The 19,181-nt window shown below is 43.2% G+C and carries 17 protein-coding genes; 12 read left to right on the top strand and 5 right to left on the bottom strand.

Features of this window, described 5'->3' with window-relative positions:
- Positions 1-7: 7 nt before the first annotated feature.
- Positions 8-220 (bottom strand): hypothetical protein, encoded by a 213-nt coding sequence (locus QUA44_RS10075; protein ID WP_333250211.1) that lies wholly within the window; start codon positions 218-220, stop codon positions 8-10.
- 630 nt (positions 221-850) lie between these two features.
- On the opposite strand from QUA44_RS10075, the gene QUA44_RS10070 reads away from it, so the two are divergent.
- Entirely contained in the window at positions 851-1,690 is an 840-nt protein-coding gene (locus QUA44_RS10070) for a glycosyltransferase (protein WP_333250213.1), read from the top strand.
- Between the two features lie 2 nt (positions 1,691-1,692).
- On the opposite strand, the gene gloB is transcribed toward QUA44_RS10070, so the two are convergent.
- Complete coding sequence (gloB, locus tag QUA44_RS10065) at positions 1,693-2,466, bottom strand: hydroxyacylglutathione hydrolase (RefSeq protein ID WP_333250215.1); 774 nt, start codon at positions 2,464-2,466, stop codon at positions 1,693-1,695.
- Between the two features lie 645 nt (positions 2,467-3,111).
- Between gloB and galE the strand changes: the two genes are divergently transcribed.
- From galE to QUA44_RS10010, 11 genes are all read left to right on the top strand, one after another.
- On the top strand, positions 3,112-4,110 hold the full coding sequence (gene galE / locus QUA44_RS10060; RefSeq protein ID WP_333250219.1) for a UDP-glucose 4-epimerase GalE: 999 nt from the start codon (positions 3,112-3,114) through the stop codon (positions 4,108-4,110).
- Entirely contained in the window at positions 4,076-4,951 is an 876-nt protein-coding gene (locus tag QUA44_RS10055) for a hypothetical protein (protein WP_333250221.1), read from the top strand. Before galE ends, QUA44_RS10055 begins: the two co-directional genes overlap by 35 nt.
- A gap of 9 nt (positions 4,952-4,960) precedes the next feature.
- The gene (locus QUA44_RS10050) at positions 4,961-5,779 is read left to right on the top strand and encodes a hypothetical protein (RefSeq protein ID WP_333250223.1); all 819 of its coding nucleotides are present in this window, start codon (positions 4,961-4,963) and stop codon (positions 5,777-5,779) included.
- 281 nt (positions 5,780-6,060) lie between these two features.
- The gene (locus QUA44_RS10045) at positions 6,061-7,212 is read left to right on the top strand and encodes a glycosyltransferase family 4 protein (RefSeq protein ID WP_333250224.1); all 1,152 of its coding nucleotides are present in this window, start codon (positions 6,061-6,063) and stop codon (positions 7,210-7,212) included.
- A 92-nt stretch (positions 7,213-7,304) separates the two neighbouring features.
- Entirely contained in the window at positions 7,305-9,308 is a 2,004-nt protein-coding gene (locus QUA44_RS10040) for an ABC transporter ATP-binding protein (protein WP_333250226.1), read from the top strand.
- A 63-nt stretch (positions 9,309-9,371) separates the two neighbouring features.
- Positions 9,372-10,571, top strand: coding sequence for a glycosyltransferase family 4 protein (locus QUA44_RS10035; RefSeq protein WP_333250228.1), 1,200 nt, complete (start codon positions 9,372-9,374; stop codon positions 10,569-10,571).
- A 118-nt stretch (positions 10,572-10,689) separates the two neighbouring features.
- Positions 10,690-11,640: a glycosyltransferase family 10 domain-containing protein gene (locus QUA44_RS10030; RefSeq protein WP_333250230.1), complete on the top strand. Its 951-nt coding sequence runs from the start codon at positions 10,690-10,692 to the stop codon at positions 11,638-11,640.
- Between the two features lie 11 nt (positions 11,641-11,651).
- Positions 11,652-12,503, top strand: a complete 852-nt coding sequence (locus QUA44_RS10025; protein ID WP_333250231.1) for a formylglycine-generating enzyme family protein — start codon at positions 11,652-11,654, stop codon at positions 12,501-12,503.
- Positions 12,504-12,596: 93 nt separating this feature from the next.
- On the top strand, positions 12,597-13,571 hold the full coding sequence (locus QUA44_RS10020) for an Npun_R2821/Npun_R2822 family protein (RefSeq protein WP_333250233.1): 975 nt from the start codon (positions 12,597-12,599) through the stop codon (positions 13,569-13,571).
- On the top strand, positions 13,568-14,440 hold the full coding sequence (locus QUA44_RS10015; protein WP_333250234.1) for an Npun_R2821/Npun_R2822 family protein: 873 nt from the start codon (positions 13,568-13,570) through the stop codon (positions 14,438-14,440). Before QUA44_RS10020 ends, QUA44_RS10015 begins: the two co-directional genes overlap by 4 nt.
- 295 nt (positions 14,441-14,735) lie before the next feature.
- Entirely contained in the window at positions 14,736-15,758 is a 1,023-nt protein-coding gene (locus QUA44_RS10010) for an Npun_R2821/Npun_R2822 family protein (protein WP_333250237.1), read from the top strand.
- Between the two features lie 14 nt (positions 15,759-15,772).
- Here the strand turns inward: QUA44_RS10010 and QUA44_RS10005 are convergent, their stop codons facing one another.
- From QUA44_RS10005 to QUA44_RS09995, 3 genes are all read right to left on the bottom strand, one after another.
- Entirely contained in the window at positions 15,773-16,723 is a 951-nt protein-coding gene (locus QUA44_RS10005) for an NAD-dependent epimerase/dehydratase family protein (protein WP_333250239.1), read from the bottom strand.
- A 171-nt stretch (positions 16,724-16,894) separates the two neighbouring features.
- The gene (locus tag QUA44_RS10000; protein WP_333276487.1) at positions 16,895-17,377 is read right to left on the bottom strand and encodes a hypothetical protein; all 483 of its coding nucleotides are present in this window, start codon (positions 17,375-17,377) and stop codon (positions 16,895-16,897) included.
- A 62-nt stretch (positions 17,378-17,439) separates the two neighbouring features.
- Positions 17,440-19,116, bottom strand: a complete 1,677-nt coding sequence (locus tag QUA44_RS09995; RefSeq protein ID WP_333250242.1) for an AarF/ABC1/UbiB kinase family protein — start codon at positions 19,114-19,116, stop codon at positions 17,440-17,442.
- Positions 19,117-19,181 lie beyond the last annotated feature (65 nt).

Raw genomic sequence — 19,181 nt, 5'->3', positions numbered from 1 at the left:
GCTCGTTTTACTTTTGGCAAAGCCAATCGCGCTCATCAATAATAGGGAAATAACCAGAGGAACTTTTGATTTGAGCCTGGTGACACTTCAAACCTAAGATGGATGTCGATCGTTCTGGGGTAATATCGATATCTAGACAATTTATTTTATCGTAGAGTCCCACGTCTGAACCAGTTGCGGGATTCAGCACAGGCGACGGGGAATTTTCTGGCTGTTTCAAATGCCAGTTAACAGTTGACAGTTGACAGTTGACTTCGGAGTGCGAAGTTTTTAGGCAGGGGATTTAAGCCCCTGCCTAAAAACAATCCACCTAAAGGTGGGGATTTAAGCCCCTGTGCTTTGGTTAGTCCGTCTCATTATTTTTCGCGTTGCTGCATATTACCAATGGCTGTTGCTCGTTTTCGGGCGCGAACAGATGGCACTTGCACACAGGTAAATAAGTAGATGAAGCTTGAAAATACATAAGCCCTCTCTCGCAGCGAGTGAAACGAAGCAATCGCTCTTGTTACCAGAAAGAATTGGTTTAAAGCCTCTCCCTTAAAGGCGAGAAATTAAAAGAAAACTATTCATTACTCCAATCCTCTTCCTTCTAGGTAGAGGTCGCACTCATCTGTCAACTGTCAACTGTCAACTGAAGCCCGCCTTACATTCTGTTAAATTATAAACTTTATTCGCGCCTACCTACTTAGAATCCCCGTTTCTTTGTGTAAATCTAACCGGAAATTTAGGCAAGATTTTATTCGTCTCAACGTTAAATTGGCGATCGCATTTACTTCAATACAGGGTCGCCTACTTCCTTGATTCCCAACGTTTGTGTCACGTTTGCCATTCATCTCACAAACTTAATCCTATGCACATATTCACAGCCGCAGATCGCACTTATATTCTGGGCTTAGCAGCACTTCTCAAGTCTGTAGATCTGAATGTTAGCCAATCTGGGGAGGAGCAGGTCAAAATTAGCGTTGTATCTACCAGGATATCTTCACCGCAAAAGGAACAGTTACAGAATTGCTGCAAATACGAGATTGGATGGCAAGAATTGCAATCTAATTACGACCAACTTCTTTCGCTATCAGGTTCTAAACTTCCTTACGTTAAATTGGAGCCGCAAAAATATACCAAAGAAACAGAAAGGCTGATTTGGCTCGACAGCGATACGATCGTTCTGGGCAGCTTAAAGCCGCTGTGGAACCTAGATTTTCAAACTCTGCCGATAGCAGCCGCAGCCAACGTCTGGGGAAATCCGAACACTTATCAAGATCGAAACCCTTATTTCAATAGTGGTGTTTTAGTTTACAACATGAAGCTTTGGGAGGAAGAGCAACTGTCGGAAAAGTTGATCCAAAATGGTATAACCCACATTTGGGGCGATCGCGATCAAGGTGCATTAAATTCAGTTTTAGTGGGAAGGTGGAAGCAATTAGACCAAATATGGAACAACCATAAGACTGATGATATGTCAAGTAAAGTGATGCACTTTATGTCAAGACCGAAACCGTGGGAAAGCTCCGCCCCCAATCAATTATGGCTTGATATGTTGTCTCAGACACCGTTTAAGGATGAACTGGAAAAAATTCCAAATAAGTTTAAGGGGCTGTCGAGCTTTCACCTAAAATACAAAAGACTTGACAGGTGGTTGAGCGAACCGATACTCAAGTTTAAGAGTTACCTGAAGAAACAAAAACGTTAAGGTCAAAATTGGTCTTTCATGCCGCGCAATCGAGCGAAGGTTTGCACTGGATCGCGGGTGTTGGCGGCTGATTGGAGGTTGGGAGAATCCCAGCGCAAAAATGGGTTGGTCTTTTTCTCGATGCCGATCGATGATGGTATTGTAGGTTGCGATCGACTCCGAGCCTCTTTGACTTCGCCCAAACGCTGCTGTAACTCAAGATTGCCGCCATCTACACTCAGGGCAAATTGCAAGTTTTTCAGTGTATATTCGTGGGCGCACCAAACTCTCGTATTGTCCGGCAAGTTTCGCAGTTGTCCCAGAGAGGCTAACATTTGGGCGGGAGTGCCTTCTTTCAGCCTGCCGCAGCCTCCAGCAAATAAGGTGTCGCCGCAGAACAATTCGCCGGTTTCGCTGGGGTTGCTGGGGGGGAAATAGTAGGCGATGTGAGCTTTTGTGTGGCCGGGTAGGAAGAAGACTTCGGCGGTTCTGTTGGCGAAAGAAACTCGATCGCCCGCTTGTAAAAACACTTGCTGTCCGGGTATTCTGCCTCGGTCTTCTGCGCCACCGTAAACTGTAATTTGGGGAAAGCGATCGATCAGTTCCTGATTGCCCCCTATGTGGTCGCTGTGGTGGTGGGTATTGAAAATTGCGGTTAATTCGGCTCCGAGTGCTTGCAGTTGCTCTAATACGGGCTGCGATCGCGCTGGATCGACGACGGCTGCTGTGTGGCGATCGGGGTCGTGCAGCAAGAAAATGTAATTGTCTGACAGTACCGGAAGCCGATAAACCTGCATATAAAACTGCCTCTCTCGGAAAAATATTATATAATTGGATTAGTCTGAACGCTATCAGAAGGCTGATTGCAGATTTATTAAGTCCGCGCATCTATCTTTGGAAGTAAAACTATGATAGCTTATTTCTGCTGTTGAGCAAATTGATTTGCGGTCTGGTACGCAGCATTTTTCGGTCAATAAGTGCAATCAACTTTAATTATTTTAGCATAAAAGCGATCGAATAAATGCGAACATCTCAGAACAAATCGAACTTAACAATTTCTCAAAAAGTCGATCGGATTGTAGCGTCTGGCAAGATCACTCGCCGGGAACACTTAGTTTTGACTTCGGCTATCCTGTCAGATGATAAAATTTCAGAAGAGGATCGACATCAGATTAATCGGATATTTGATTATATCCAAATTGGTCGCCTCAAGTTTATCGATTGAACTTGACAATTGACAATTGACAATTGACAATTGATAGTTGACAATTGACAATTGACAGTTGACAGTTGACAGCTACCTCTACTTGGAAGGAAGAGGATTAAAGCAATGAATAGTCTGATTTTAATTTCCCCCTCAAAGGGAGAGGCTTTAAACCAATTCTTTCTGGTAAATTTACAATATAATCTACCGTTGCAATTACCAAACAAAGCAAAATAAAATGAGTACAGAAAAACCAACAATTTTGGTGACAGGCGGAGCAGGATATATTGGCTCTCACGCAGTATTAGCACTGAAAAATGCAGGTTACGGTGTGATAATTTTGGATAATTTAGTCTACGGACACCAAGACTTAGTAGAGCAGGTTTTGCAAGTAGGATTAGTAGTTGGCGATACCAACGATCGCGCCCTGCTCGACAACCTATTCGCTACCCATGACATTGCTGCGGTGATGCACTTTTCAGCTTACGCTTACGTCGGCGAATCTGTTACCGATCCAGCTAAATATTACCGCAACAATGTCATCGGCACGATTACACTTTTGGAAGCAATGATCGCTGCTGGCATCAAGAAATTTGTGTTTTCTTCTACTTGCGCGACTTACGGCGTACCTGAGCAAATCCCGCTCACCGAAGACCACCCGCAAAATCCGATCAATCCCTACGGTGCTACTAAGTTAATGGTAGAAAGGATTTTGTCTGATTTTGACGCGGCGTACAATTTCAAGTCTGTTTGTTTCCGCTATTTTAACGCGGCTGGGGCTGACCCTAACGGGTTGTTAGGAGAGGATCACAATCCAGAAACTCACCTGATCCCGCTGGTGTTGTTCGCGGCTTTGGGTAAACGAGATTCGATCGCGATTTTTGGCACGGATTACGATACTCCAGACGGTACTTGCATTCGGGATTACATTCACGTTAACGATTTGGCATCTGCTCACATTTTAGGATTAGAATATTTGCTAAATGGTGGCAAATCTGATTTCTTTAATTTAGGCAATGGCGGCGGGTTTTCGGTGAAAGAGGTGATAGAAACGGCTCGCCAAGTGACGGGAAAAGAGATTAAGGCTGTTGAGTGCGATCGGCGTCCGGGAGACCCGCCTGCTTTGGTTGGCAGCGGCGAGAAAGCCATCAAAACCTTGGGTTGGTCTCCAGAATATCCCGACATTAAGAACATTATCTCCCATGCTTGGCAGTGGCACCAAAAACGCCACAGTTAGCATAAACTCAAATAAAACAAGTGCAAAAATTGAGTTAAAAATAATGTTAAACAGTCACAAAGATTTTTGTTTTTGCACCTTAGCTTTTCGGAAAAAGTATCGCGAATTAGCCAAACAACTAGCAGCAGACTTAGAAACTCATTCTCTAGGGACGATGCTAGTTGTTTGTACTGACAACCCAAATGACTTTCAGAATTTGACGAATGTTTTCGCCTTTAAAAAAAGTCGCGAAGGTGTAGATTTTTGTTATAATGATAAACGATTTGCACTAAAAAAAGCCTTAGAATTATGTCGAGTGACAATCTTTGTGGATGCAGATACAAGAATCATAGGAAAAGTGCCGGAGAGAGAATGGATGTCAGGAATTACTTGTAAAGGGTTTATGCCCATTCTAGAACATCCACCAAATCAATCATTTCCGGGGAGAAAAGAGGCAATTCATAAATTAGCAAAAAAGCTAGAACTACCATTGAAAAAGGTAAGTTTTGTTCAAGAAAATTTGTTCGTAATTGCGAGAGACAATGGGAGAGAAATTCAGTTTATTCAAGAATGGGGAAAGATTGGAAGATTTTTTGAAGTGCAAAAAGTCAAAACAAAAGACGGTAATCCAATTGGGTTAGCAACTGCCAAAGTTGGCTGGAATATTCGTAATGACGGGTGGCAGGAACTCGCTCAAGTTATGGAGCATTCTTTTGCTCATTGGGACTGGCAAAAAAATCAAGTAAGAACCTTTTGGGATAAAGTTGGGGATAAATTGCAGTTTGAGCGTTGGCAATATCTCTATCGGTTATTAAAAACACAGTTAATTGCCTTATTAAATTTCGATTTTTACTATCGTTAGAGAAAAGATATGGATAGAGGATTTATCACCATTTTAATTGGATTGTACTCATTTCAAGACTGCATACATTTTCTAGCTTCAGTCAGGAAGTTTCACCGCGAACCAATTATTATTTTAATAGATAGAGTCCCTCTAATTTTATATCCTTTACTTCAGGTGTTTGGAAATGTGAGATTGCAGGCCGCACCGAAACACGAAAATCCGGTTTTAGCATCGCGACAAGCTAAGCTGGCTTTGTATCAACAATCTCCTTTTGAGAAAACTATTTATCTGGACTGCGATATTTGTTTGCTATCGCCAATTGATGAGGTGTTTGATTTTCTTGATGGGGTGGATTTGTTGGTGACGGAAGATGTGCAGCCTGCGATTGCTAAAGCTGCAAATTTATTAAGAGTCAAGCAGGATATTCTGTCAACTTTGCTGTCTGTCGGGTTGCCGCTAAATGAAAATAGCATTCAGTACAATGGCGGATTTATCGCTTTTACAAAAAGCAGTAAAACTCAGGAATTGTTTATAAACTTTAAGAAATATTTCGACATGGTAGTAGCGCATCAAAATGTGCTATTATTGAAAGACCAAGGAGCTTTTGCGGCGGCTGTTGAATCGGTGAAACCGAAAATGACAACTTTGTCCCCGGTGTACAACTACTTGGATAAGTGGAAAGATGTTTATACGATCGACAAACCGATTAAAGTAATGCACTGCACTTATCCTTACCGCCCTCAGTACGCGAAGAACGTGACGCGATCGCTCTTTACTAGAATAGTCGATCGCACTGCTAAAATATTTTTACCAAATCAACTTAACAATCCCTGGCGTTTAAAATAATTAAAATTGGTCGCCCAACTGCATCAAAAGCAACAAAAATCAGCGCAAAATAAAAAAAAATTAGCCTCAACATATCCGAAAATTTACCTAGAATAATCATTGCTGGCTTGAATAACAGTCTTGGTTTCATTACTGTGTTTTTTTTACCAAAAGACGCGTTGCTGCCCTTTGCCCTGGTTAAAAACCCGGTTGCTGTGGTCGGGAGTGCGTGAGTCCCCGTCGCCTTGACAAAAGCTCGGTTAAGCAGGAAAATTAAACAAATGTTTTAAACAAAATACTCAGTGAAAGTTTCATTAGTAGTGAGCGATTTGTCAGGAGGAGGTGCAATTCGTGCTTTTTTCTTAGCTCAAGTCTTGATAGAGCTTAAATGTGATGTAGAAGTTGTTGGGTTTCAGTTTGGCAAGGAATTGTATGCTAATCCTCCTAGAGACATCCCGGTATGTGCGATACCGGGTAAAAATTATCCGGGGTTTTTAATAGATGCTCAAAAACTTTGGAAAAAAATAGATGGGGATATTATTTATGCAGTCAAACCTAAACCTACAAGCTTTGGGTTATCACTGCTAAAAAAACTGGCGACTCGCCACTTTATAATTTTAGATATAGACGACTGGGAAATGAGCTGGTACGGCGGAGATGAATGGAAATACCGTCCATCTTTCAAACAACTTTATCGAGATATTTTTAAACACAATGGTTTATTGAGAGAACCAGATAATCCGCTCTATCTCAAGTGGATGGAAAGTCTCATTCACCGTGCTGATGCTGTCACCGTTGATACTGAGTTTTTAAAACAGCGTTTTGGTGGTGTATATTTGCCGAATGGTAAGGATACTGCAATGTTCGACCCTGCTAAATACAATCCTGAATTGAGCAGACAGTGTTACGGCTTGTCCGGGTATAGAGTTTTGATGTTTCCGGGGGCACCGCGACCTCATAAAGGCGTGGAGGATGTTTTGATGGCCCTCGAACAGTTAAATGAGCCCGATTTAAAATTAGCGATCGTCGGCGGGAGTCCTTATGATGATTATGATGATAAACTTGTGAAACAATGGGGGCGTTGGATTGTTAAACTGCCAAGGTTTCCAGTCGAGACGATGCCGTCCGTTGTAGCGGCGGCTCATGTTGTCGTTGTTCCTCAGCGAGAAACTCTCACAGCCGTGGCTCAGTTTCCACTCAAGCTGACAGATGGCATGGCAATGGCTAAGCCTGTTTTGTCTACGCGAGTGGGGGATATTCCAGCAATTTTAGGGGGAACGGGTTATTTAGTCGATCCGAGTTCTCCCGCTCAAATTTCACAAAAGATTCAATGGATATTTCAAAATTTGACAGCGGCTAATTTACAAGGAATGAAAGCTCGGGAAAGATGTATGAAAAAATATAGTATTCAAGCAATGAAACCGATTCTTTCAGATATAATCGCAGGTATGTAAATGTTATTTTAAAACCACTCACTGGAGGAAGAAAAACTGTCTATTATTAAAGAATATTTTGAGATGCCGTACTTTTTAGCTGGGAATGCTTCATGTCTGCCAATAAGCTACTCCTAAAATTTGCCAGACGATATCCCGGCAGGATTCTCTTAACTGTGATGCTGGGCTTTTCTGGCGCTTTATTTAACGGTATCAGCACTACTCTGATTGTACCAGTGCTTTTAAGTTTTTTAGAGGAAGCTATCGAGCTGCGTGGTGCTCCACCTCTAATTAAAACTTTGATGTATCCCTTTGAGGGAATGCCCGGAAATCAGCGTTTAATGCTGATGACCGGGGCGGTTGTGCTGGCAATTTTTTTAAAAAATGTTGCGAGTTATATCAATACTTTAGTAGCTACTTCTCTGACGCGCTCTCTGACTTTTGATTTGCGAGACGCAGGTTTGCGGTTGTTGTTAGAAGTAGATTTAGATTTTTACTCTAAAACTAAAGTCGGGGATTTAATTAATAGATTGGGCGGAGAGATTGGTCGGACTGCTAGTGCAGTTGGTACGGCCATCGGAATGTTTACTACCTCAATCACGGTTTTGGTTTTTGTGGGTCTGCTACTTTCGATCTCGTGGAAACTGACGGTGACAGCTACAGTTTTGCTGGCGTTAGTTGCTTGGGCAAATCAATATATTATTAACCGTTCCAAGCATTTTGGCCACCTGCTTTCTGAAATGTCGAAAGATTATTCGGTGAGGGTGCTGGAAACGATTACTGGGATTCGGCTGGTCAAGTCAACGGGGAACGAGGAAAGGGAGTATCAGCGGATCAAGCATTTAATTCAAAGGCGAGAACAAGCGGATTTTCAGGCTCAGGTAAATTATGCGGCGATCGCCCCAATTAACGAAGTTGTTAATTTGATAGTTATAATTTTGATTGTATTTATAGGTCGCACAATATTTGCGAATGAGATAGAGTCTATTGCTACAATTTTATTAACCTATTTATTGGTACTGTTTCGATTGATCCCTTTAATTTCACAGTTGAATAGCGGGCGCAGTCAATTTGCTAATACGTCGGCTAGTGTAGAGGTGGTTAATGATTTTTTGAGCTGCGAGGAAAAGCCATTTATGCTGAACGGTTCTGTGCCTTACACTCATTTGCGATCGGGAATTCATTTTAATAAAATATCTTTTAGTTATCCTAACCACAAAAATTTAGTTTTACAAGGAATTGATTTATTTCTACCTCACGGCACTACTTTGGCTTTGGTAGGAACTTCGGGTTCTGGCAAGTCAACTTTGGCAGATTTACTGCCGAGATTTTACGATCCTACTGAAGGTAATATCTCGATCGATGGCATGGATTTGCGCGATTTTGAGCTGAAAAGTCTGAGAAAAGCGATGGGTATTGTTAGCCAAGATACGTTTTTGTTTAATGCTTCAGTGCGCGAAAATATTGCTTACGCTAAGCCCGATGCGAGTCAGGCAGAAATTGTGGAAGCGGCGAAGGGAGCGAATGCTTACGAGTTTATCCAACTATTGCCGGATGGGTTGGATACTCAAATTGGCGATCGGGGCGTGATCTTATCGGGAGGGCAGCGTCAGAGAATTTCAATTGCTAGAGCCCTGCTGCAAAACCCGGAAATCTTAATTTTAGATGAGGCGACGAGTTCGCTGGATACGGTTTCGGAAAGGTACGTGCAAGCGGCGATCGAGAAATTGAGTTGCGATCGCACAACGTTGGTAATCGCCCACCGCCTCTCCACAGTCCAAAAAGCCAACAAAATCGCCGTGATTGATCGCGGACAAGTCGTAGAAATGGGCTCCCACGAAGAATTGCTAGCAAAAGGAGGTTACTACACTCGCTTGTATTCAGTGCAATTTGCCGAAGAAACCGCTCGCGATGAAGCTCTAATTAGAGGTTCTTACGAAATTCGCACTCGCCTGACTCCCATGATAGCTTACCTCAAAATGCTAGTAGATGAAATGGTAGACTCTCCCGAAGAAAGAGACGAGTTAATCAGAGAATCATTTCACTCTGCTGCTAATATTTTCACTACTTTAGAATTTATAGAAAAGACTATTAAGCGTCAGGCTGTTAAAAAGTAGTCAGTTGGCAGTAGTCATTAGTCAACTGTCTGCACAGTCAACAATTACCAATTACCAATTACCATGTCCAAATATTATGTATTTTTTACCAGAAATATCTTGCCGCAACCCAATGTAGCGAGCTTAGTTCAAGTTGCACACTCTGCCAATGCCACAGCAAACCTAGGTTATCCAGCAGTTTTGGTATACCTTCGTAAAGGCTGGAGTGCTTTGAATCCGGTTGATTTGCTTTTTCCTTTTCAACCCAGGAAACCCGATGACAAACTTGCCAAAATTTACAATATTCAAGATAAATTAAAAGTAGCAGATTTACCGATGCCGTGGCCGATCGACCGTTGGGACAGCAAGTGGACGAGTTCGAGTACAATAGTTTGCAAATACTACTTACCGATTCACCTGCTTAAATCGACTCAAATTGTCCACACCCGCGACTGGAACTTTGTCAAAGCAGCAGTTAAAAACGGAATTCCCGCTATCTACGAACAGCACCACCACGAAGACAAGCAATTTGAATCAGAAATTGTCCGCAATCCTCTGTTTCAGATTTCCGTAACTGTTGCCGATACAGTGCGAGACAGCATGATTTTGAATGGGATGCCGCCGGAAAAAGTAATTACGCTGCACAACGGTTTCAATCATTTGTTTCTCGCCAGACAAACAGAAGCCGCCCAGAATTGGCGACAGCAATTATTAGAAGATGACAGACAGCATTTAGCAGTTTATGCAGGCGGACTTTACCCGTTTAAAGGTGTCGATATGCTAGTGGATGTGGCCCTGGAGTCGCCGCGAGTTCAATTTGCGATCGCGGGCGGTGATTCATCCCAAGTAACAGCCTACCAGCAGTTAGCAAAATCCCAACAAGTTAACAACATTAAATTTCTCGGCTACCTCCCTCAAAATCAACTTGCTAGCTTGCTGCAAGCAGCCGATGTTTTGACTCACCCGCACTGTTTGACAGAGGCCGCGACGTTCACATCTCCTTTAAAATTCTTTGATTACATGGCATCGGGAACTCCGATTGTAGCGACGGAGATTGCATCTTTAATGGAATTTAAATCGGGAAATATAGCAGCAACTTGGTGCGAACCGGATAACCCGTACCAGTTCGCGCAAAGCATTCGAGATAGTTTAACTAAATATCCGAGGAAAAGCGAAGGCTATGCAGAAACAATGGATTTTGTCAAGCAATTTTCGTGGGAAAATAGAATAGAGAGAATTTTGAGTTATGTGGATGACCAAGTGCGATCGCAAATCATTCATTAATCCTCATCCGAGAATTTTAAAATCCGTAGGGGCGGATTTTACCACCAATCATCGCCTAAAATTAACAATTTCATAAACCCGCCCCGCCCACACGCAAAAACCAGATTTATTATTAGATATGAACCCCAAAAATATCGGCACAATCACCACCTACCCAGGCATGAACCAAAGCGACTGGCTGTGGCAACAAACCCCCCACAACTTCGGCAAATGGGGAAATATTCAAATGCTAGCAAATCACCCCGAACCAGACTTTATACTCATGTATCAATTCGACTTTCCGAAACCGCCAAAACAGCAATCCTGGATCGACAAAATCCGCCGTCCAAGCCCTCAAAACCCAGAAAATGACATTCGAGAAAAATTGCGCGGTGTCCCGAAGGAACGCATAATTTACCTAATCCGCGAGCCACCATTACCAGAAGTTATTGAAATTACCAAAGCCAACTACGAACAAGCCAAACTTTATTGCGGTTACATTTCCGGTCCCGACGATTTCGCACCAAAACCCGATTATATGCCCGCGATTTGGTATCACTCTAACTCGTTTCGAGAACTAGATGAAATGCCTGCGCCGCCGAAAACTAAACCCTGTTCTTGGATTACTTCAGGTGTTAGCCGCAGCGCCAATCACCGCCAGAGATTAGATTTTATCAAATTGCTGCGATCACAAGAATTGGATTTTGACCTTTACGGGCGAAACTTGCCAACTTGGGCGCGCGGGAACGGCACTATGAACAATAAATGGCACGCTGTCGCACCATACTATTACAACTTAGCTATAGAAAATTATGCCGAAAACGATTGGTATGTCAGCGAGAAGCTTTGGGATGCTTTGTTAGCTTGGTGTTTGCCAATTTATTACGGCGGTTCGGCGGCGGATAAGTTGTTGCCGGCGGGGAGTTTTCTGCGGCTGCCCAGTCTGGATGAGAAAGGAGTAGAATTTATTAAAGACGTTGTAGCTAATGTGGATTATTGGCATGAAGCGAGGGAGAAAATTGCCGAAGCTAGACAAATCATTCTCCACGAATTAAACTTGCTCAATTGGCTGTCTAACTTTGCATCTTAGGAAATAGCGCCATGACAGAAAACCAAAATCAACTACAAAACTATTTGCCTACCTTTGAGTTTGATGTGATAACAGTAAATTTTGAACCACAAGAAAACAGTCGCCACCGTCATTCAGCTCACTTCTTCCCCGAAGACTTAGGGAACGAAATTGTACTGGAAATGGTATCGATTCCCGGCGGCACATTTATGATGGGTTTCCCCAGCAGCGAAACAGGACAATATTATTACATAGATCCGCAGCATCGAGTCACAATACCCGCTTTTTATGCAGCCAAATATCCTATCACCCAAGCACAGTGGCAAGCAGTAATGGGAAACAATCCATCGAAGTTCAAAGGTGAAAAACGTCCTGTTGAATTTGTATCGTGGGATGATGCCGTCGAATTCTGTGGCAAACTGTCGGAAAAAACCGAGAGAAAATATCGCCTTCTGAGTGAAGCAGAATGGGAATACGCCTGTCGTGCCGATACAACAACCGCATTTCATTTTGGGGAATACATTACCACGGAAATAGCCAACTATGACGCAAGCGACCCCTGCGGATATACACCCGGAGGACTTTATCGCAAAGAAACAACAGATGTAGGGAGTTTTCCTCCGAATCCGTTTGGATTGTACGATATGCACGGCAATGTTTCGGAGTGGTGCAGCGATAGGTGGAACCAAGACTATAACGGCGCACCAACTGACGGAAGTTCCTGGGAAACTGGCAAAGATGATTACCGGGTGCTCCGTGGCGGTTGCTGGGTCAGTGAGTGTATCGGTTGCCGTTCTGCCTCTCGCGGCGCTTCCTCGGCGGGCGATAGGTCTAGTGTTGGGGGTTTTCGCGTAGCGATGGCGTCGCTTTCTCCCTCGTCTTAGTTTTCCCCCGATGACTCTTTTTTACCCTTTAAATGATTCGGCGGTTGAAACCGCAACGACACAAACAAATTCCGCCTTCGCGAGACTATAGATATGAATGGAATTTGCACGCTAGCCAACGATACAGTTTACGATCAACTAATTGCCTTACTCAACAGTATTGAAGTTATCTTAAGCTCCAATATTCCCGTCTGCATTTATCCTTTCGACGACCAGATACAGCAAATCAAAGCAGAAATTGTCAACCGTCCCAACGTCTTTATTTATGAAGATAGCGCATCTATTCAGCGATGGGACAAATTCATGGAAGCAGCCGCACCAGAGCGTTTGAACCGCAAAAAATTTCGGCTTTACGGCGCACACCGGCGCTTTTGCGCTTTCGACGGCCCGTTTGAAAAGTTTATCTATATGGATGCGGATACTTTGGTGATGAATTCCCTTAATGCGGTTTTTCATAAGTTAGAGGAATCGGATTTTGTGGTTTATGATTTTCAATTTCTATCCCCAACTAAAGTATACAATGTTCAGTCGCCAAAACTGCTAGAAGTTTTTGAGCAAAATCGGATCGAGTCGGAAATATTTTGTTCGGGATTTTACGCCAGCAAGCAAGGATTGTTTGAGCAAGATACTAGGGAATGGCTGTTAGCTCAACTGCAATCGGGCGAGGCGGAAATTCTCTATGAAGGTGCGGGAGAACAGCCGTTGCTCAATTATATGGTGATGAAAACGGGGATGAATAGCTATAATTTTGCTTATAGCCTCCCGGATGGCGAAAAAACTGGGTGTAGCGTCACTTCTAAACATTTTGAAGTGCAAGATAATATTTTGTACGACAAGGGAAACCGACTTACTTACATTCATTATATTGGTGTGCCGCCGGATTTAATTCGGAGAGTTTGTGCGGGGGAAAATATTGAGTTTCCCTATCGCGATTTGTTTCTGCATTACCGCTATCTCCGCGAACCGTCCCAGCGTCCGATTTTTGCCCAAGCGCCAAAGTCTTATACTGAGGTTTCTGGGGCGAATTTGCTACAAAGAGTGTTGAGAAGGTTGAGGATAAATGTATGAATCGCGGTATTTATATTGTTGCGAATGATAAAGTGATCGAAAGTGCGATCGCCCTTTTAAACAGCATACGTCTGTACAATTGTCAAGTACCTGTTTTTCTGATTCCCTTCGACGACAATTACCAGCAAGTCGAAGCCACACTCAGCAGTCTCCACGGGGTGCGATTGTTCCCAAATCTGGAGTTTGTCGAACAGTTTACCAGAGAAATTGGCCAAACGTTCGATCGCACTTTTTTAGCCCTTCCCAACAAAATGCGGAAACTCTGCGCCTGGTTTGGCCCCCTTGACGAATTTCTGTACATCGATACCGATATCATCGTTTTTGAAGACATCGCAGCCAACTTAAACAAACTATCAGAAGTAGACTTTTTTTGCTGCGACTACCACCACCTCAGCGAAAAACTGCGAAATGTATTTTCACCCGCTGTAAAACAACAGAATATCTTTACCGACTCACAGCTTCAAGATGTATTCAACAGCGGTTTTTGGGCTTCTAGAAAAGGAACTATTACAGAAGCGCAAATGTATGAGATTTTGCGAGAATGTTCGCAGCATCGAGAATATTTTGACTTTACTCAAAATGTCACAGACCAACCTATACTAAATTATATCATTCTTCAATTGATTTCCAAACGCTGCAACCTTGTGAAAGATTCAGCAACCGAACCGGGAAGCTGGGCTGGTTCCAAGCATTTTCAAGAAATAGATTATGTTCTTTATGACAAAGGTAAAAGGTTAAAATATATTCACTGGGCTGGAATACCAATTAAATCGGGTAGTCCTTATTGGCAACTTTGGAAACATTATCGTTATCTCAATGAGGAAAAACCAAATTTAGTGCAAAAAATATTTCGGGTTTTCAGTAGGTGAGGATAAACTCCTATGTTGTATCATTATCAACAAGCTGGGAAGAACAGGCAAGATGCCTGTTCCACAATTCATAAATTTTGTTGTATTTTTAACACCAAACAAGCTTTGAATAACAGGCAAGATGCCTGTTCCACAATTCATAAGTTTTGTTGTGTTTTTGACACCAAACAAGCTTTGAATAACAGGCAAGATGCCTGTTCCACAATCAATCAATTTTATTTCTTGTGGTGTGGGCATCTTGCCCGCACCTAAAAAGCAATATATATGCGCTGGGTTACTTATTCACTAAAAAACTATGACTGATGGCATTTATATTCTAGCAAACGATGTTGTGTTCGACCACTTAGTCGCTTTATTAAACAGTCTCGAAGTCAACGGGGCAAAAAATATTCCTGTTTGTATCATTCCCTATGATAATCGAATGAAAAAAGTGCAAGTAGAAATTGCAACTCGTCCTCATGTCACCCTGTTTGAAAATACCGATTCAATCATTTTCTGGGAAGACTTTGCGACTCAAGTTTGGAAAACCCATGCAAAAGCTCAAAAAGTTTGGCAAGCTAAAGGTTGGAAACCAGTTCAATGTTTGGAAATGCACCGAAAATTATGTTGTTTCGACGGCCCTTTTGATAAATTTATCTATTTTGACGCAGACACTCTGTTAATGGGTTCTCTAGATTATATTTATCAAAAGCTTGATGATTTCGATTGGGTAGCAAACGATTTTCAATACAAATCTGACCTCAATTATATATTTGATTTATCGTCCCCCAAATTGCCCCAGATTTTAAATTTTGACGAACTGCAATCTCATACTTTTTGTGCGGGTTGGTTTGCGTCAAAAGCCGGGGTTTTAAATCAAAATAATTGCTCTCAACTTTTAGAAAAATTAACATCAGGAGAAGCGGAAATTATGTCTTTACGAGGCGCAGACCAATCTTTACTTAACTATTTAGTCGCCCGCAGCAAAATCTCTTTTTACAACTTTGCTTATCATCAACCTGCACTGGTAACGGGAAATCATTGGTCTTCTCAATTTGATGTGATAGATTATGTTCTGTACGATAAAGGGCGACGGTTGACTTATTTGCACTACATGAGTATTTCGGCTGCAAAGTTTAGTCGATTGTGTGCTGGCGAAGATGTGGAGATTCCCTACCGAGACGTATTTCTGCACTACCGATATTTGAATTCGCCGGAAACACAGCCAAAACTCGCGCCTCCAAATTTGTTGGTTCGCTTGGGGAGAAATCTCAAAAGTTGGGGAATTCAAAAAGTTAACAATGTTCAATTTAAGTTGCGGAATTTCTGGGATAGATAGCATCTAACTGTACTCTAACTGTACACAGACTGAATCCACTCCCATTCGCGCCTTAAACCTTCTTCTAAGGCAACCTGCGGCTGATAACCTAAGATTTTATGGGCTTTAGACACATCCGCGCTAGTGTGCCGCGCGTCTCCCCTCGCAGCTTCGGTAAAATCTATCCGAATAGGTCTCGCGACAATTCTCTCTATTGTATCAATAACTTCTTTCAAAACCACCCGACTTCCCCCACCAATATTAAAAACTTCCCCCGCAGCTTCCGCAACCTCAGCCGCCGCTAAATTCGCCGCAACGCAATCGCTGATAAACGTAAAATCCCGCGTTTGCAATCCGTCGCCGAAAATTGAAATCGCCTCATCAAACAAAATCGACTTAAAAAACTTGTGAAAAGCCATATCGGGGCGCTGTCTCGGCCCGTAAACAGTAAAATAGCGTAGGGAAGTAGTAGGAACGCCAAAATTTTTGTAATAAAGCCCGCACAAACGTTCACCGGCTAATTTCGTAATTCCGTAGGGAGAAACAGGCTGCGGACAAGCATTTTCATTCGTGGGAAAAGATTCAGCATTACCGTAAATTGAAGACGATGAAGCATACACAAACCTTTGCAAATTTGGCGCATCTTTTGCCGCTTCTAACAATACTTGGGTGCTGTTAATATTGCGTTCCGTATAACTGCGGAAACCGTCGCCCCAGCTAGCACGAACTCCTGCTTGCGCCGCCTGGTGAAAAATTACCTTAGCATCGGATAAAAGACCTCGCCAATTCAGAGACAAAATATCGCTTTCCACCAATTCAAAACCAGGATACTTATCAAATTGTGCAATATTCTTGCGCTTTAGAGCCGGATCGTAATAATCGTTGAACTCGTCAACACCTATCACTGTCTCCCCTCGATTTAAAAGAGTTTCTACTAGATTAGAGCCGATAAATCCTGCTGCACCCGTAACAATAAAATTACCCATTCGATTTTATATTTTATATTTTATACAGAAATTCCTGCATAAATTGTGAGCCTCTTCTTTCTCTTCCTCTGCGTTCTCTGCGTCCTCTGCGGTTCAAAAAGCATCAAATTAGGATAACATTAGAGAACTATCAACCCCTTCCTTCTCAGAAAAGAGGTTGATAGCTAACTCTCATTGTTCAAAAGAATCCAGATCCAGCGCTTTGGAACCTCCGCGTTCTAACTCGATCAAAAGCTTACCTAGCTGAGTCCAAACTAGCCAGCCCGTGAGTAGCGTCAGTGGCAAAGCTAGGGCATAAGAAAGTAGTTTTGGAAAGCCAAAAATCTCCATTCCCGAAGCTAAAAATACGCAAATTCCGCCAGCCATTCCCAGAAAAGGCATCCGCAATGGCAGCCCTTGCAGGTTAGCCAAAGTGCGAGTAGAACGATTTTTAGACCACAGTTGTACGGATTGTTTGAGAGTTGCTTCAAATGCTACACCGGAGGCCATACCTGCTAGCAGTCCAGCCGACATTAAAAAATAGGGAGGCTCTGGAAAATAATACACGAATAATTCCTTAATTTGGGTAATTGGAAATTGGGAATTGAAAAATTGGGAATCGGGAATTGGGAATTGGGAATTGGGAATTGGGAATCGGGAATTGGGAATTGGCAAAAGTAGAATTATTTTTCTTCCTTCTTCCCTCTTCCTTCTTCCTTCTTCCTTCTTCCTTCTAATTAAAGCCGAGTTAGCGCCGCTGCTCCTGCTGTGGAAAACTCCGTCAAAGCGCCTAGAGCAACGTTGAACAGGCGACCGGGCTGCAAATCTTCCTTGACTAAGTTCCACAGGCTGCGAACTTCTTCGGTGTGGATTCGATCGTCCTCAATCAAAGCTAACATTAGCTGGCGTCTCAAAAACGACCCTTCCTCTGACAGCAAAAATTGCAAGCCTAGTTGGGCGGTGGGGAGCAAGTCGAAACTGCGATCGGACCTAGCGATCGCGATCATCTCCTCTAACCTGTTCCACTGGAATTTGCCATCTTTGAATAATACCTCAATCAGACGCCGCCGCAGAGCCGGAGATTCTCCGTTCAACAAACGCCGCGCTACATAAGGATACGCCACCTCGACTATCTTGAAATCGGGATTCAGCGTCAGGGCCAAACCTTCTTCTGTCACCAGAGAGCGAATAATTAAGGCAAATTTCGCCGGCACCCGGAAAGGATAATCGTACATCAACTCCGAAAACTGGTCTGTAATCGTCTTGAAGTTAAAATCTGACACATTTTCGCCGACGATATCACCCAGTACAGATTCCAACGCCGGAACGATCGGCATAATATCTGTATCTGGAGTCAAAAAGCCCAGTTTGACAAAATCCTTGGCTAATTGTAAGTAATCTTTGTTGATCAAATGAACGACAGAATCAACCAAAGTTTCTTTAGTTGTTTCTTCCATCTGATCCATCATCCCAAAATCAATGTAAGCCATGCGGCCGTCCGCTAAGGCAAACAGATTTCCCGGATGGGGGTCAGCGTGAAAAAATCCGTGTTCCAGCAACTGCCGCAAACTGCTGCGGACTCCGACTTCAATTAAACTATCGGTATCCAAACCTGCGGCTTTAACACGTTCTATATCTGTCAGCTTGATGCCGTCAATCCATTCGAGAGTCAGAACGCAATTTGAAGTATAACGCCAGTAAATACTCGGAACTTTTACTGTGGGGTCATCGGCAAAATTTGTAGCAAATTTCTCGGCGTTGCGGCCTTCATTGATATAATCAATTTCCTCGAATAGTTTGATACCGAATTCATCGACTATTAAAGAGAGGTCGTGGCCGAGATTCAGCGGCAGCAACGGGCCCAACAATCCAGCCGCCCAGCGCATTAAATAAAGGTCAAGGCTCAAGACTGGCAGCAAATTCGGTCGCTGAACCTTGACTGCTACTGCTTCCCCGGTGAGGAGGCGAGCTCGGTAGACTTGACCAAGACTTGCTGCGGCGACAGGTTCGGGGGAGATTTCGCTATAGGTTTCGCTAATTTTGCGATCGAGTTCCGCTTCAATAATCTCGAAAGCGCGCACGGAGTCAAAGGGCGGCAATTGATCCTGAAGTTTGATCAATTCTTGGAGAAAGTCTTTGCGGATCAAATCCGGTCTGGTAGAAAGGGCTTGGCCGACTTTAATGAAAGTGGGGCCCAAGCGAGTGAGTATTTGTCGCAGGTGGGCGGCCCGTTCCGGCTGGTGTGCTGCGACTTCGTGCTGCCAACTGTCCCACAGCATCCCCAGCACAAAGCCCGCAAAAGACCAAATAACGGTAATTGCGCGCCAAATTGCTTTCCAAGGACGGTTGCGGTAATACTGAGCGATCGCTTGTGGATCGTAGCGTCTAGCCTGAGTGAATTGATACTGAGGCACTCGTTTATTTTCCTCTTATCTTATGAAAATTACAGGTTAAATTGAGAATTGGGCATCGGGCATCG

The sequence above is a fragment of the Microcoleus sp. N9_A2 genome (assembly GCF_036701775.1).
Lineage (GTDB): Bacteria > Cyanobacteriota > Cyanobacteriia > Cyanobacteriales > Microcoleaceae > Microcoleus.
Note: the sequence above shows the minus strand (reverse complement) of the source record. Positions and strands in the feature narration are given on the sequence as shown.

Bases quoted from the DNA above. Each gene is read 5' to 3' on its own strand.
- galE (WP_333250219.1), top strand. From the start codon at position 3,112: ATGAGTACAGAAAAACCAACAATTTTGGTGACAGGCGGAGCAGGATAT.
- gloB (WP_333250215.1), bottom strand. From the start codon at position 2,466: ATGCAGGTTTATCGGCTTCCGGTACTGTCAGACAATTACATTTTCTTG.
- QUA44_RS10035 (WP_333250228.1), top strand. From the start codon at position 9,372: ATGTCCAAATATTATGTATTTTTTACCAGAAATATCTTGCCGCAACCC.
- QUA44_RS10030 (WP_333250230.1), top strand. From the start codon at position 10,690: ATGAACCCCAAAAATATCGGCACAATCACCACCTACCCAGGCATGAAC.
- QUA44_RS10015 (WP_333250234.1), top strand. From the start codon at position 13,568: ATGAATCGCGGTATTTATATTGTTGCGAATGATAAAGTGATCGAAAGT.
- QUA44_RS10020 (WP_333250233.1), top strand. From the start codon at position 12,597: ATGAATGGAATTTGCACGCTAGCCAACGATACAGTTTACGATCAACTA.
- QUA44_RS10050 (WP_333250223.1), top strand. From the start codon at position 4,961: ATGGATAGAGGATTTATCACCATTTTAATTGGATTGTACTCATTTCAA.
- QUA44_RS10005 (WP_333250239.1), bottom strand. From the start codon at position 16,723: ATGGGTAATTTTATTGTTACGGGTGCAGCAGGATTTATCGGCTCTAAT.
- QUA44_RS10040 (WP_333250226.1), top strand. From the start codon at position 7,305: ATGTCTGCCAATAAGCTACTCCTAAAATTTGCCAGACGATATCCCGGC.
- QUA44_RS10070 (WP_333250213.1), top strand. From the start codon at position 851: ATGCACATATTCACAGCCGCAGATCGCACTTATATTCTGGGCTTAGCA.
- QUA44_RS10025 (WP_333250231.1), top strand. From the start codon at position 11,652: ATGACAGAAAACCAAAATCAACTACAAAACTATTTGCCTACCTTTGAG.
- QUA44_RS10055 (WP_333250221.1), top strand. From the start codon at position 4,076: ATGCTTGGCAGTGGCACCAAAAACGCCACAGTTAGCATAAACTCAAAT.
- QUA44_RS10010 (WP_333250237.1), top strand. From the start codon at position 14,736: ATGACTGATGGCATTTATATTCTAGCAAACGATGTTGTGTTCGACCAC.